The 13,487-nt window shown below is 59.9% G+C and carries 12 protein-coding genes and 1 tRNA gene; 9 read left to right on the top strand and 4 right to left on the bottom strand.

What is annotated here, in order from left to right:
• The first annotated feature begins 95 nt into the window (after positions 1-95).
• Positions 96-692 carry an eCIS core domain-containing protein gene (locus ACA057_RS19200; RefSeq protein ID WP_497341381.1) on the top strand — a complete coding sequence of 199 codons (597 nt, stop codon included), beginning with the start codon at positions 96-98 and terminating at the stop codon, positions 690-692.
• Between the two features lie 87 nt (positions 693-779).
• On the opposite strand, the gene ACA057_RS19195 is transcribed toward ACA057_RS19200, so the two are convergent.
• Entirely contained in the window at positions 780-1,595 is an 816-nt protein-coding gene (locus tag ACA057_RS19195) for a DUF1206 domain-containing protein (protein WP_497341379.1), read from the bottom strand.
• A gap of 426 nt (positions 1,596-2,021) precedes the next feature.
• Between ACA057_RS19195 and ACA057_RS19190 the strand changes: the two genes are divergently transcribed.
• Positions 2,022-2,096 (top strand) — tRNA-Gln (locus ACA057_RS19190).
• 24 nt (positions 2,097-2,120) lie between these two features.
• On the opposite strand, the gene scpA is transcribed toward ACA057_RS19190, so the two are convergent.
• The 3 genes from scpA to ACA057_RS19175 all read right to left on the bottom strand — a co-directional run bounded on the left by scpA (position 2,121) and on the right by ACA057_RS19175 (position 7,227).
• A complete protein-coding gene (gene scpA, locus ACA057_RS19185) occupies positions 2,121-4,247 on the bottom strand; it encodes a methylmalonyl-CoA mutase (protein WP_497341377.1) in 2,127 nt (708 codons plus the stop codon).
• Complete coding sequence (locus ACA057_RS19180; protein WP_497341375.1) at positions 4,244-5,098, bottom strand: Pnap_2097 family protein; 855 nt, start codon at positions 5,096-5,098, stop codon at positions 4,244-4,246. The genes scpA and ACA057_RS19180 overlap by 4 nt, the downstream gene beginning before the upstream one ends.
• Positions 5,099-5,325: 227 nt before the next feature.
• Positions 5,326-7,227, bottom strand: coding sequence for a sigma 54-interacting transcriptional regulator (locus ACA057_RS19175; protein ID WP_497341373.1), 1,902 nt, complete (start codon positions 7,225-7,227; stop codon positions 5,326-5,328).
• Positions 7,228-7,481: 254 nt separating this feature from the next.
• Between ACA057_RS19175 and ACA057_RS19170 the strand changes: the two genes are divergently transcribed.
• The 7 genes from ACA057_RS19170 (at position 7,482) to ACA057_RS19140 (ending at position 13,478) form a co-directional block, all read left to right on the top strand.
• Positions 7,482-7,964, top strand: a complete 483-nt coding sequence (locus ACA057_RS19170; protein WP_007969977.1) for an MSMEG_0572/Sll0783 family nitrogen starvation response protein — start codon at positions 7,482-7,484, stop codon at positions 7,962-7,964.
• 179 nt (positions 7,965-8,143) lie between these two features.
• Positions 8,144-9,121: a Nit6803 family nitrilase gene (locus ACA057_RS19165; protein ID WP_497341371.1), complete on the top strand. Its 978-nt coding sequence runs from the start codon at positions 8,144-8,146 to the stop codon at positions 9,119-9,121.
• Positions 9,108-10,190, top strand: coding sequence for an MSMEG_0568 family radical SAM protein (locus ACA057_RS19160; RefSeq protein WP_497341369.1), 1,083 nt, complete (start codon positions 9,108-9,110; stop codon positions 10,188-10,190). The genes ACA057_RS19165 and ACA057_RS19160 overlap by 14 nt, the downstream gene beginning before the upstream one ends.
• A gap of 14 nt (positions 10,191-10,204) precedes the next feature.
• On the top strand, positions 10,205-10,765 hold the full coding sequence (locus tag ACA057_RS19155) for an MSMEG_0567/Sll0786 family nitrogen starvation N-acetyltransferase (RefSeq protein ID WP_497341367.1): 561 nt from the start codon (positions 10,205-10,207) through the stop codon (positions 10,763-10,765).
• Complete coding sequence (locus tag ACA057_RS19150; protein WP_497341365.1) at positions 10,758-11,789, top strand: sll0787 family AIR synthase-like protein; 1,032 nt, start codon at positions 10,758-10,760, stop codon at positions 11,787-11,789. The genes ACA057_RS19155 and ACA057_RS19150 overlap by 8 nt, the downstream gene beginning before the upstream one ends.
• A 1-nt stretch (position 11,790) precedes the next feature.
• Complete coding sequence (locus tag ACA057_RS19145) at positions 11,791-12,126, top strand: MSMEG_0570 family nitrogen starvation response protein (protein ID WP_497341363.1); 336 nt, start codon at positions 11,791-11,793, stop codon at positions 12,124-12,126.
• Between the two features lie 50 nt (positions 12,127-12,176).
• Positions 12,177-13,478 carry an MSMEG_0569 family flavin-dependent oxidoreductase gene (locus ACA057_RS19140; protein ID WP_497341361.1) on the top strand — a complete coding sequence of 434 codons (1,302 nt, stop codon included), beginning with the start codon at positions 12,177-12,179 and terminating at the stop codon, positions 13,476-13,478.
• The last annotated feature ends 9 nt before the right edge of the window (positions 13,479-13,487 follow it).

Below are 13,487 nucleotides of genomic sequence, written 5' to 3'. Positions count from 1 at the left end.
CACCGGGTGCATCGAGAGGCGACCGATGGGGATACGCTAAAGTTATGCGCATCGTTGATCAACTGTTCGCACTGCGTCCGCCCCTGGAGCACCCCATGTCGCCCATCCCCACGCGCCTGGTGGCGCTGATTGTTCTTTGCCTGACGCAGGCAGTGGCAGCCCAGACCAGCGCTTGCCCGGCTGGCGAGAAAGAAGTGTGCCTGGACAGTTGCATCTGCCTGCCAGACCTGGGACAGGTACTCGGCCCCTTGTCGGATGACGTCTACCAAGTCGCGGCGCCTGCCCTGGCACTATGGCTGACCCAAGCCCGCGCTGATGCGGCCAGCGCCGGCACCCAACCCATTCCCCCGCACCTCCGCGAGCAACTGTTGCGCTGGTACGCCCCCAGCGTCCTCGACACCGCGCGCTACAAAGTCAGCGACAACGGCCAATTCAACGCCGCCACGGCCATGCTGCAAAATCCCGATGTCGGTGCCGTGACGCTGATCGACATCATCCTCTTTCGCGACACTGAAACCGCAGAGCAAAACATCGCGCTCTGGGCTCACGAACTCAAGCATGTGCAGCAGTATCAGGAATGGGGGGTAGAAGGATTTGCCCAGCGCTATACACAGGATTTCAATGCGGTGGAGGCGCCGGCTTATGCCATACAGGCTGAGGTCAGACGGGCGGTGCGGGAGGGGGCTTACTGAAAGCGCTGCCGGTCAATAGAAGCACACCGCAGTCGACCCGGTTTCGATGAGGTAATCCGCGTTGTAAATACGGTAGTCGCCGCGCCCCTAAGCGCTCGATACGCCAGGCACATCCATGTTGATCTTGCGCCAGAAGGCTTCTGAAAAGCTGTACACCGAAAACGCGATCAGCCCGACGGCCATCACCATCAAAATCAAGCGTCCGGCAGGCAGACTCTGCAGAGCATCGAGGGCTTCCTTCATGCCAGGTGGATTCATGGCTTGATAACGGGAGCCACTCACTATCAGCAGTAAGGCGATCTCGATAAAGACGACGCCACGGGCGATGAGACCGAACCGAGATACCGGGCGCACGTACCGCATGACGTCTTCGTCGGCTTCAAAGTATTTTTCGAACGACGCCTTCCAGCCTTTGATGATGTGAGCAATGCCGACGCCCATTGGGATGAGGGCGAGGATGTAGACCAATAAATTCGAGTGTTCCCAGGATAAAAGATGCGCCAGTAAATCCCTGGTTTGCCCAGTTCCGGAATTGCCCGAGGTTTTGAGGCCGCTGATCAGTAAGCCCAACGCAAAAAACGCCAGCGCGCCGTTGACTACGCCTCCCGCCAACAAACCCGCACGAATGACCCATCCCTTGAAGTTTTTACCGTGATGATCAACGTCGCGCGTTGCCTGCAACACGCGCCAAGCGGCGAAGGCGAGCAGGCCCGCCACCACTAGCCCGACCAGGACATAGCCAAATGGCTGGCTTAACAATGCCTCCAGGCTCTTGTGGCTGTCTTTGGGTTTTGTCGAGTCATGAGCGGCCAGCAGGGCGAAGATACCGATGATCAGATAAAGAGCGCCCCGAGCGGCATATCCGCCACGTGCGAGTACGACAAGGTTGTTTTGCGCGGACATTGGATAGAAATCCCGAGAAGTCATACAGGAGCAGACCTGTCGGGTCGGCAGGCGTTCGATTAAAGATCGGGCTTGGTCATCGCGCACCTGGGACGTGCCGCAGCGTTCGATTGCTGGCTTGCAGTCAGTCGCAACCCAGCACTGCAACGGACAAGGCTTTCAGAGCGCCTGGTTCGTTACAGTGCTTTGGGCCGCGCTCCGTTTGCAGAAAAATTTCGGAGAGGGTTGTATCTGCTTTCAAGTAATGGTAAGCGGCTGTTTTTAAACAAATTTATTTTTAATAGGGCTTTTCACCCGGAGCGAAAGTTGATAAATTCCCGCGCATCTTGCAGAGGCCATTACACGACCTTGGCGAAAGCAGTTACTCGAAGCTGCTCGCCACCTGCAATTTCACCAAGAGTGCCAGGCACTCGTCGCAACACCTACAGGGGCGTCGCCAAGCGGTAAGGCAGCAGGTTTTGATCCTGCCATGCGTTGGTTCGAATCCAGCCGCCCCTGCCATTTCCTTACAATCTCATCTTTGCTCTAGACCTGCGCCGCCCACGAGGGCAGCACGGAGTTGTCCGGGCAATGTGTTGTGCTTCGATTTTCGCGTGGTAGCTGAGTAGGGACGAGCAGATCGACTAGCTGTTCGATGATTTCAATCACCTCCTGCCCCGGACCGAAACACGCCTTGATTCCCAGGCTCAGCAACTGACTCGCATCGGCCTGCGGAATGATGCCTCCCACCACCACCGGAATGTCGAGTTCGCGTTCGCTCAATACACTCAGCAGCTCAACGAGTAATTCGTTGTGCGCCCCGGCCAGACTCGACACCCCGATCAGGTCCACCGGGCGCTTTTCATCCAGTGATTGCAGTAACTGAATCGGCGTTCGAAACAGCGGCAGAAGTTTTACCTCGAAACCGGCATCGGCCAATGCAGCGGCCATTAGCCGAATCCCACGGTCATGGCCGTCCTGGCCCAGTTTGGTCAGCAGAATCCTCGGCGACCGGCCATGGTCGGCGACGAAGGTCAAGATGCGCGCACCGACCAGCGCCCAGCCCGGTTGCTCGCTAAGAGAAGGGCCGTAGTGGCCGGCGCGAAAACTCAGATCCTGCCGGAAACGTGGCCATACCTTTTCCAGTGCCTGGGTGCATTCGCCCAGGGTCGCTCGTGCCCTGATGGCCGCGACGGTCACCGCCAGCAGATTACCCTGACCCGAGCGTGCGCACTCAGTGATCGAATCCAGAAGGGCGTCAACCCGAGCGGTGTCGCGCCTCAGTCGCAAGCGGCTCAGGCGTTGGCATTGGCGGGCGCGCAGGGCCTGACTGTCGATGGCTGCCGCCGCTTCTTGCGCCGCCTCACTTGAAGCGACACGCCGTTGAATCCCGCTTTCAAGTCGGGCCTGGGTGACCATGGCCTGGAGATGAATGGCCTGGCTGATCGCCCCCGATTCTATCGACTGCAACACTCCGCCTTGAGCATCAATCTGCGCCATCTGTTGACGCACCTGCGCGGCCAGTTGTGCCGTCAGGGCTTCCATCATGTAAGACCCTGCCCACGGGTCGACCACATCACAAAGTCCGGTTTCCTGTTGAAGGATATGTTGGGTATTGCTGGCCAATCTTGACGACGCCTCACTGGGTAGCGCCAACGCTTCGTCCCAGGCGTTGGTATGCAGAGACTGCGTACCGCCAAATACCGCCGCCATGGCCTGGACGGTGGTTCGCGTGATGTTGTTGAGCGGGTCCTGAGCTGACAGCGACCAGCCTGATGTCTGGCAGTGCATGCGCAACGCCTGACCTTTTTCACTCCGGATGCCCAAGGCCCGGGTGATTTCGGACCAGAGCAGGCGGGCTGCACGACACTTGGCGACTTCGGTATAAAAATCGCTGCCGATGCCGAAAAAGAAGCTGATTCGTTCACAGAATCGCTGCAGATCGAGCCCGCTTTTTTGCACCTGCTCAGCATAGGTTTTGGCGTTGATCAGGGTCAGTGCCAATTCCAAAACAGCGTCGGCACCGGCCTCCTGAAAGTGGTAGCCGGACACCGAAATCGGGTTGAACCGCGGCACGTGTTCGTTCAGGTAACCGATCACGTCCGTGGTGATGCGCATCGAGGGTTGCGGCGCAAAAATGTAGGTGTTGCGTACCGTGAACTCTTTGAGGATATCGTTCTGGATCGTGCCACTGAGGTGTTCCGGTGCGACGCCGGATTCTTCGGCGGCAACGATGAAGGCTGCCAGCACCGGCAGTACGGCGCCGTTCATGGTGAGCGACACCGAGACCTGGTCCAGGGCAATGCCGTCCAGCAGTTCAGCCATGTCTTCGACGCTATCGATGGCGACACCGGCCTTGCCGACATCGGCCTGCCATTGCGGATCGCTGGAGTCGTAGCCGCGATGGGTCGGCAAATCGAACGCCAGTGATAAACCCGTGGCGCCCTCGGCCAAGCGTTGCCGTAGCCGCCGGTTGCTGGCGTCGGCACCGGCGAATCCGGTGTATTGGCGCACGGTCCAGGGTTTTTCCGGGTACATGCTCGTGTAGGGGCCGCGTACAAACGGTGCCTTGCCGGGCAGGCTGTGCAGGTGCTCAAGACCCTCCAGGTCGCTGCTGTGATACACCGGTTTCAGTCGCAGGCCTTCGGGCCGCCAGAGTGGAGGATGGCTCATGGTCGGCTGCACTCCGAGAGATGGATTTTGCGGGTGAACACGTCGGCCAGCTTGAACAGGTCGCTGCGCCGATACACTTCACACCAGTGCGATTCTCGATGCCCGGGCTCGCCCATGTGCAGCCTGAGCTGCAAGCTGTCGTTGATATTGAGGTTGCCGTAGAAATGCAGCTCGCGCTGGCGGATGTGGCCGGGGCGACGCAATCCCGACAAGGCCCATTCCGCCCGCTCGACCATGGCCTGGAAGCTGGCGAAGTACAGGAGATCGGCACCGTTGAAGTCGATGTCCGGGCAGGGCGTGAAGTCAAACACGCGCGCGGGCTCGGTGGATTGTCGGTCTACGTCGTAATGAGTGTGCCAGTCACCGCTGCGAATTCGCCGGTTGTCGGCGTGCAGTTCCTGCAATCCATCGGGTAGCGGTGTTATGGGTGCGTGACGGCCTTTGAGACAAGCCTTGCTGACACTGCGATTGTCGCCCGGTACGTGACGGCTGACGAAGGTGGACAGCAATGCCAGTTGCCCGACGACACGGTCGCCAAGCCTGACCTCATGTTCGCTGTAATGCCGAGCCTGCCCACCGCGACCGATGCGGGTATGGATCTGGAACGCGCGATTCTCGATGATCGCTTCCAGCTTTAGATTCCAGGTTTTTACGGCGGTGAACGCGGCATAGGCGATACGTCCTTGCTCATCGACGAAATCAGGCAGCGGCCGATTGTGCAGTTGGGCCAATGCGAGCCAATGTTGATGGCCGCACTCTTTCAGCAACCAGTTTTCCGACAGTCCGGTGAAGGCCAGATTGGGCATCGAAGCGAGGTAGGTTTCTGAACGCGTGGCAATGAATGTCGGCATGGTAGATATCCGTCAGGCGGGTGAGTAGCCCGTTGCGAATGCCGTACCAGTTTGTTGCGGTTGTTTGTGTGTTGATTAACTGTTTGATTTAAAACATAAATATTGATTAATCGCAGTGTCATTTAAGTCGAGGCGACCCTACGCAATTACGTAGAAATACGAATCTTCGTAGAGCGATTCACGAGATTGCGTAACGCTGTTTGTGTCGCTACAGGGATGCGTTGCTGCTATTCGTCCAGCTTGATTTCCAGGCGCTTGAACCGCGAAGCCAATGTCGTGGGTTTGAGGCCCAGTAGTTCGGCGGCACCACCTTTACCAAACAATTTGCCGTCGCTGGCCTTGAGCGCGGCCTGCATGTTGTTGCGCTCCAGTTCGCGAATCTGCGCGTCGGTCATGATCGTCGACGAAGGAGAAGGCTGGTGAGGGGCGATGGTTTTAGGTTCATCGGGAAGGTCGAGGTTCAGGTCGGCGCCGTTCGAGGTGATCAGTGCGCGCTCAATGACGTTTTGCAGCTCGCGGATATTGCCCGGCCAGGAATAGCTTTGCAGCCGCTCGATATCGCTGTTGCGCAGACGCCGTCCGGGCATGTTCAGACGCTTGCCGGTCTGTTTGAGGAAGTGCGCCGCCAGAGGCGCGATATCCATCGGACGTTCACGCAGCGCCGGCGACTGGATCGGGAAAACGTTGAGGCGGAAATACAGATCTTCGCGAAAATGCTTCGCTGCGACTTCCTGGCGCAAATCGCGGTTGGTTGCGGCGATAATCCGCACGTCGACCTTGCGGGTGCGTTCTTCACCGACCCGTTCGAACTGGCCTTCCTGCAACACCCGCAGCAGTTTGCTTTGCAGTTCCAGCGGAATTTCACCGATTTCATCGAGAAACAACGTCCCGCCATCGGCCAGTTCAAAACGCCCGACGCGGTCTCGCACAGCGCCGGTAAAGGCACCGCGAATGTGCCCGAAGAACTCGCTTTCAAACAATTCGGCAGGGATCGCCGCGCAGTTGACCCGGATCAGCGGGCTGGCATTGCGGCGGCTGGCCTGATGGATCGCGCGGGCGATCAACTCTTTGCCCGTCCCCGACTCGCCATTGATCAACACGCTGGCATCAGTGGGGGCGACCACGTCGATCTGCCGGATGATTTTCAGGATCGGTTCGCTCTGGCCGACGATCTCGCGGAAGTTGTGTTCGATATGGATCTCTTCCTGCAAATAGGCGTTCTGCTCTTCGAGCCGATCCTTGAGCACCTTGAGTTCATCGAGGGCATTTTGCAGCTGGTTTTCGGTGCTGCGCCGCTCAGTGATGTCGCGAAACACCACCACCGCACCGACGATTCGGCCGTCGGAAATCACCGGAGTACTGGTGAATTCCACCGGGAACGAACTGCCGTCACGGCGCCAGAACACTTCCTGACGGCCTTCATGAACCACGCCGTCGCGTACGGCTTTGTAGATCGGGCACTCTTCGACCGGGTAATGGCTGCCGTCGGCATGGGTGTGGTGGTGAATGCGGTGGATGTTCTTGCCGATCATGTCCTGCGGCTCCCAACCCAACATGCGCGCGCCGGCCGGGTTGACGAAGGTGGCCAGGCCCTCGCTGTTGATGCTGTAGATGCCGTCGCCCACGGAACTGAGCAGCAACTGATTGTCGCGCTCACTTTCCTGAAACAGGTTGAGGATGTTGCGCCACTCGATCAGCCCGCCGCGCATGGTGCGCTCGGTATGGGCCTGGTCACGCTGGTATTTCTCATGGCTCAGCTCGCGCATCACCAGGATCAGCTGTTGCTCGCCCTTGATCTGCAAGGTCGTGGCGGAGATTTCCAGCTCGATGCGTTCGCCGCTCTTGCAGTTGCAACTCAACTCTTCGGTCCAACCGCGACCTTTGTCCATCACCGCCTGAGTGAACACGATCAGGTCGGCCAATTGGTGGCCGAACAGCTTGCTCACCGGCAGCTCCAGCAATTCCTGGCGCGGGTAACCGAGCAACTTGCAGGCGGCAATGTTCAGGTCGCCCAGTCGATCGGAAAACGGATTAAGCAGCGCGATGGCTTCGGCGCAATGCTCGAACACCATGTGCCGTGACGAATAGGCCAGGTCGGCCCAGCCGTTGAGAGAGTCTGTTTCGTTCATGGCTTCGTTCATTGCTACGAAATCTCGTGATTGGCCGCTACGAATATTCGTATTTCTACGGGAATGCGTGATTCACCGATAGCATCAGAAACGCCTTGAAAAACCGGATCAGATGGCCATTTCCAACCTAATCAACCACTTAGCCCTGCACCGAAAATAATTTTATTTCCTGGCACGGCGTTCGCTCTCTCTCCTGTAACCCGGCAGCCAACCCAGGCTGGCGTTCAAGCACGAAGCAACTGGAGAGCGACACTATGCCCACCGTGGACATCCCCCATTACAAAGACGGCGACTTCCTGGTCAATTACGAAGAAAAAGTCTTTGAGGACATCAAGGCCGAGCCTGGCGAAAAGGTCCTTATCACCTTCCACACCATCGCCTTCGAGGGCTCCATTGGCCTGGTCAACATGCTTCAGGCCAAGCGCCTGCTGCGCAAAGGTTTCGAAACCAAAATCCTGCTCTACGGACCCGGCGTTCAGCTGGGCGTGCAGCGCGGCTTCCCGACCCTCGGCGCCGAAGCATTCCCCGGACACCTGGCGGTGAACAAGCAACTCATCCAGTTCATGGAAGAGGGCGGTGAGGTCTACGCCTGCCGTTTCGCCCTGCAAGCCTTGTACGGCCAGACCGAAAAAGCCCTGATCGAAGGGATTCGCCCGATCAACCCGCTGGACGTGATGGACCTGCGCCTGCTGATGCGCCGTGAGGGCGCGATGATCATCGACACCTGGACTGCCTGACATCCCCAGCATTGTCCCAATGCCGCTGGGTTGAACACTGCCCCTGTGGGAGCGGGCTTGCTCGCGAAGAGGGAGTGTCAGTCGACATCGCTGCCGTATGACACACCGCCTTCGCGAGCAAGCCCGCTCCCACAGGGGACCGCGCAGATTTCAAAAAATTTACGAACACAGGAACCACCATGCCCAATATTCGCGCAGCCGCCGTACAGATCAGCCCGGTGCTTTACAGCCGCGAAGGCACCGTGGACAAGGTCTGCCAACAGATCATCGCCCTCGGTCGACAAGGCGTGCAGTTCGCCGTGTTCCCGGAAACGGTGGTGCCTTACTACCCGTACTTTTCGTTTGTGCAGCCGGCATTTGCCATGGGCGCACAGCACCTCAAATTGCTCGATCAATCGGTCACGGTGCCGTCCGCTGCCACCCTGGCGATTGGCGAAGCCTGCAAGCAAGCGGGGATGGTCGTCTCCATCGGCGTCAATGAGCGCGATGGCGGCACGATCTACAACGCACAACTGCTCTTCGATGCCGACGGCAGCCTGATTCAGCATCGACGCAAAATCACCCCGACCTACCACGAACGCATGGTCTGGGGGCAGGGCGATGGTTCCGGTCTGCGCGCCATCGACAGCGCCGTCGGGCGCATCGGCTCGCTGGCCTGCTGGGAGCATTACAACCCGCTGGCCCGTTATGCCTTGATGGCTGACGGCGAGCAGATTCACGCGGCGATGTTCCCCGGTTCTCTGGTGGGTGACATTTTCGCCGAGCAGATCGAAGTCACCATCCGCCATCACGCCCTCGAGTCCGGCTGTTTCGTGGTCAACGCCACCGCGTGGCTGGACGCCGATCAGCAGGGCCAGATCATGCAGGACACCGGTTGTGGCCTCGGCCCGATCTCGGGTGGCTGCTTCACCGCCATCGTCTCGCCCGAAGGCAAATTGCTCGGTGAGCCACTGCGTTCCGGCGAAGGCGTGGTGATTGCCGATCTCGATCTGGCCCTGATCGACAAGCGCAAACGGATGATGGATTCGGTCGGGCATTACAGTCGCCCGGAACTGCTCAGCCTGTTGATCGATCGCACCCCCACGGCGCACGTGCACGAACGCAGCGCGCACCTTGTGCCGGCGATCACCGAGGAGCTCGATCATGCAAACCAATGAATTGCTCGCCGAGCTGCAATGCCATGGCGTGCGGTGGCCCGCGGCGCACAACGGCTTGTCGCGACAAGGTGGCGCCGGGCCTTCGGATCACAAGGCGCTGAGTGTTGGCAGCCGGACCATGATGGTGCCGATCCTCAATCAAGCCTCCCAGGATTCACCTTATCAAGCGCAGCCCAGCGCCGATGGCAGCCAGGCGTTGATCTTTCGCGAAGGCTTGCAGGTCGGTCAGGTGCAGATGCCCGGCGTGCCGAAGTTCTACGGATTGAGCACGGCTGACGGCATTCCCTATTGGAAAATCGCCACGCTGCACAGCAGCGATGTCCTCGCGACCACCGTGTTGCAGCATTGCATTCGCTTCAATGATCGCGGCAGTTCCTGCCAGTTCTGCGCCATCGGCCAGTCGCTGGCGGCGGGCAAGACCATTGCCCGCAAACGCCCGCAGCAATTGGCCGAAGTGGCAAAAGCCGCAGTGGAACTGGATGGCGTCAAGCACATGGTGATGACCACCGGCACGCCGCAAACCCCGGACCGTGGCGCGGCGATTTTGTGTGAGTCCGCCGCTGCGGTGACGGCTGCGGTCGCTCTGCCGATTCAGGCGCAGTGCGAGCCGCCGGACGATGATCGCTGGTTTCAACGCCTGGCTGACAGCGGCGTGGTGTCGCTCGGCATGCACCTGGAAGCGGTCACTGACGAGGTGCGCCAGCGGATCATGCCCGGTAAGGCCGAAGTGCCGCTCAGCCGCTATTTCGAAGCCTTCAGCGCGGCGGTCGACGTCTTCGGTCGGGGCCAGGTCAGTACCTACATTCTGGCCGGACTGGGCGACAGCGAAGCGGCGATCAGTGAGATGAGCGAGCGCTTGTGTGCGCTGGGTGTGTACCCGTTCGTGGTGCCATTCGTACCCATTGACGGCACGCCGTTGGCCAATCACCCGAAACCCGACAGCACGATGATGGCCCGCCTGTATCCGCAGATCGGCGCCAGCCTGCGTCGTCACGGTTTGCACTCCGATCAGATCAACGCCGGCTGCGCCAAATGTGGCGCGTGCTCGGCCCTGAAAAGCTACGAATAAGCCGGAGAACACCCATGCCGAATCTCGCCTTTGCGTTGGTCGACAGCACCTTTGAACCGTTCCGCGCCGGTGAACTGCTGGTCAAGCCTGCCAGCGAACACTGGGAGAAGCAGGCCTATTTCGCCCTGCGACGCTCGGTGTTTTCCGATGAGCAACAACTGCTGAAACAGGACAAGGACAGCCATGATTTCCAGGCGATTGCCATCGTCGCCCTGGCCGGCAATTGCGGGATCGCCGATCAGGTGGTGGGCGCGGTGCGCATCTATCAGCCGGAGCCCGGCCTGTGGTTTGGCGGGCGCTTGTGCGTCGCCCCGGCGTATCGGCGGCACAGCATGATCGGCAAGGCGTTGGTCAACGAAGCGGTGTCACGGGCCAAGGAGCTGGGCTGCGAGGTTTTTCGCGCGACTGTGCAGGCGCAGAACGAAGTCTATTTTCACGGCTTGTGCTGGAAAACCCTCGAACAGCTGGAGTTGCTCGGGCAACCGCATTGTTTGATGCAGGCGGATTTGTCGAGCTACCCGCTGATGCCGCGCCAGGTCTCATTGCGCGCGCTGAAGGTGGCTCGCCATGAGTGATTTTCTTGATTTGGCGGCGCTGCTCGACAGCCTGCGCACTACCCCGGCGATGCGCTCGAAACAGGCGATCCAGCAACCCGCCGCCGTCATCGGCAGTGCGACACACGCGCTGACCCGCGAGCAGCTTTACGCCTTGCCCGGCGATGACACCGCAGCGATTGCCTGTGGCGATCATTTTCAATTGCTGGCCATCGAAGGCATGTTGCCGGCCTTCGTCGCGGCAGCGCCGTGGTTTGCCGGATGGTCGGCGGTCATGGCCAATGTCAGCGACATCACCGCCATGGGCGGTCGTGCCACGGCAGTGGTCAACGCTTATTGGCATCACGACGACGCTGCCGCGCAGCAATTGTTGGCGGGTATTCGCGCCGCATGCGACGCCTACGGATTACTGCTGGCCGGTGGGCACACCAGTCTCATGACGGGTAATCCGGCGGCGCTGGCGGTAGCGATTACCGGTATCGCGAAAACATTACTGTCGACCTTGCATGTCGCGCCCGGTCAGGTCGTCGCCATGGCGGTGGACCTTGAAGGGCATTGGCATGCCGACAGCACGTACTGGAAAGCCTTCGAAGGCGTACCGGCCGAGCGCCTGCGCAGCAAGCTCGACGTGTTGCCGCGCCTGGCCGAAGCGGGACGGCTGAAGGCGGCCAAGGACATCAGCAACGCGGGGATTCTCGGCAGCCTGTTGATGCTGCTGGAAACCACCGGCTGCGGCGCGACCATCGATTTATCCGCGCTGCCCGGTCCTGCGGATGCCGATCTCGCGCGCTGGCTTCAGGTGTTCCCCAGCTACGGCTTTTTGATGACGCTGGATGAGCGTGACTGGCCGCAGGTGCAGAGCGCTTTTGCCTTCGAAGGCGTGCGCTGCGAACGCGTTGGCCAGGTCAACGCCAGTGGCACATTGAGTGTCCGGTCCGGCGCACAACGCAGCGATTTCTGGAACCTGCGCGAGCAGCCGTTTACCGGTTTCAGCTACTCCCATCTCGATCTGACCCCTTTGAACCTTAATCAACAGGAGCACTGACATGCCCGCCGTCAATTTCAAAATCCGCTGGCCCAATGGCCGGGAAGCGACCGGCTATTCACCCTCGACCGTGATCTATCACTACCTGGAGGAGGGCGCCAGTTACCCGCTGACGGACTTTCTGCAACGCCTCGAAAGCGCACTGGACAATGCCTCGGAACGGGTCAAGCAGGTCAAGGGTTTCTACTGCAGTTCAGCGATGGACACCTTGAGTTCGCTCAAGGGCCAGGCCAGTTATCTGGTCGATCCAGCCCACGCCAATGGCCAGGTGGACATTCTCAGCATGCGTACCGAAGGCGCAGGCCAAGTGATCGGCGCGGGTTGGAGTTCATTCTGATTCATCGATTTTTCCTTAATCCTTTTCGTTACCCAGCACCGGAGCACCCCATGACCAGCCACCTCACCTCAATCAAAATTCCACACCACAGCGTGATCGTCGTCGGCGGCGGTCAGGCCGGGTTATCCGCCAGCTACTACCTGCAACAACAGGGCATCGATCATCTGGTCCTGGAAAAACACAGCCTGACTCACACCTGGCGCAACCAGCGCTGGGATGCGTTCAGTCTGGTCACGCCCAACTGGCAATGCGCCTTACCGGGTTACACCTACAGCGACGGCTTCAACGGCAGCGATCCTCATGGGTTCATGAAGAAGGACGAGATCAACGAGTACCTGGCCGGCTTCGTCAAATCAGTCGACGCCCCGGCCCGTGAAGGCGTCACGGTGCAACGCGTGGTGCCGCGAAGCCAAGGTGGATTCGAGGTCCACACTTCGCAGGGCGAATTCACGGCCGATCAGGTGATTGTCGCGTCGGGCGGTTATCACACGCCGATCATCCCGCGCCTGGCCGAGCGCTTGCCGGCGAGTATTCACCAGCTGCACTCCGAGCAATACCGCAATCCGCAGGCCTTGCCCGCCGGTAATGTGCTGGTCGTCGGTTCCGGGCAGTCGGGCGCGCAAATCGCCGAGGACTTGCACCTGGCCGGGCGCAACGTCTATCTGGCCGTCGGTGATGCACCGCGTTGCGCACGCTTCTACCGGGGCAAGGACGTGGTCGATTGGCTGGCGGAAATGGGCTACTACGAGATTGGCGTCGACACCCATCCGCTGCGTGAAGGCGTGCGCGACAACACCAACCATTACGTCACCGGTCGCGATGGCGGGCGGGACATCGACTTGCGCAACTTCGCGCGCGAAGGCATGCAGTTGTTTGGTCGTCTGGATGGGTTGCAAGGCAACCGGCTGCAGTTTGCCAGCAATCTGGGCGAGAGCCTGGACAGTGCCGACGCGGTGTACAACCGGATCAACGGGTCGATCGACAAGTACATCGAACAGCACGCGATCGACGCCCCGGCGGGGGAACGTTATGAGCCAACCTGGGTACCCGGGCAGGAGCGCAGCGAACTGGACCTCGACGCCGAAGGCATCACCAGCATCATCTGGTGTATTGGTTTCAGCCCGGACTTTACCTGGGTCGAAGCGCCAGTCTTCAACGGTCGTGGTCATCCTGGCCACCAACGTGGAGTGACGGCACAGCCGGGTTTGTACTTCCTCGGTTTGCCATGGCTGTACACGTGGGGCTCGGGGCGTTTCTCCGGCGTGGCGCGGGATGCGCAGTACCTGGTTCAGCACATGGTCGATGGCGTTCTTGAGAATACCTCGCCGAAAAGACGATTGGCTGCCGGGTAGGTATCGTCA

The organism is Pseudomonas sp. LBUM1661, assembly GCF_059695925.1.
This window is presented reverse-complemented; position numbering and strand designations above follow the sequence as displayed.

Coding starts and splice junctions, on each gene's coding strand:
- ACA057_RS19195 (WP_497341379.1), bottom strand. CDS start 1,595: ATGTCCGCGCAAAACAACCTTGTCGTACTCGCACGTGGCGGATATGCC.
- ACA057_RS19180 (WP_497341375.1), bottom strand. CDS start 5,098: ATGCCGACATTCATTGCCACGCGTTCAGAAACCTACCTCGCTTCGATG.
- scpA (WP_497341377.1), bottom strand. CDS start 4,247: ATGAGCCATCCTCCACTCTGGCGGCCCGAAGGCCTGCGACTGAAACCG.
- ACA057_RS19150 (WP_497341365.1), top strand. CDS start 10,758: ATGAGTGATTTTCTTGATTTGGCGGCGCTGCTCGACAGCCTGCGCACT.
- ACA057_RS19140 (WP_497341361.1), top strand. CDS start 12,177: ATGACCAGCCACCTCACCTCAATCAAAATTCCACACCACAGCGTGATC.
- ACA057_RS19160 (WP_497341369.1), top strand. CDS start 9,108: ATGCAAACCAATGAATTGCTCGCCGAGCTGCAATGCCATGGCGTGCGG.
- ACA057_RS19170 (WP_007969977.1), top strand. CDS start 7,482: ATGCCCACCGTGGACATCCCCCATTACAAAGACGGCGACTTCCTGGTC.
- ACA057_RS19175 (WP_497341373.1), bottom strand. CDS start 7,227: ATGAACGAAACAGACTCTCTCAACGGCTGGGCCGACCTGGCCTATTCG.
- ACA057_RS19155 (WP_497341367.1), top strand. CDS start 10,205: ATGCCGAATCTCGCCTTTGCGTTGGTCGACAGCACCTTTGAACCGTTC.
- ACA057_RS19145 (WP_497341363.1), top strand. CDS start 11,791: ATGCCCGCCGTCAATTTCAAAATCCGCTGGCCCAATGGCCGGGAAGCG.
- ACA057_RS19165 (WP_497341371.1), top strand. CDS start 8,144: ATGCCCAATATTCGCGCAGCCGCCGTACAGATCAGCCCGGTGCTTTAC.
- ACA057_RS19200 (WP_497341381.1), top strand. CDS start 96: ATGTCGCCCATCCCCACGCGCCTGGTGGCGCTGATTGTTCTTTGCCTG.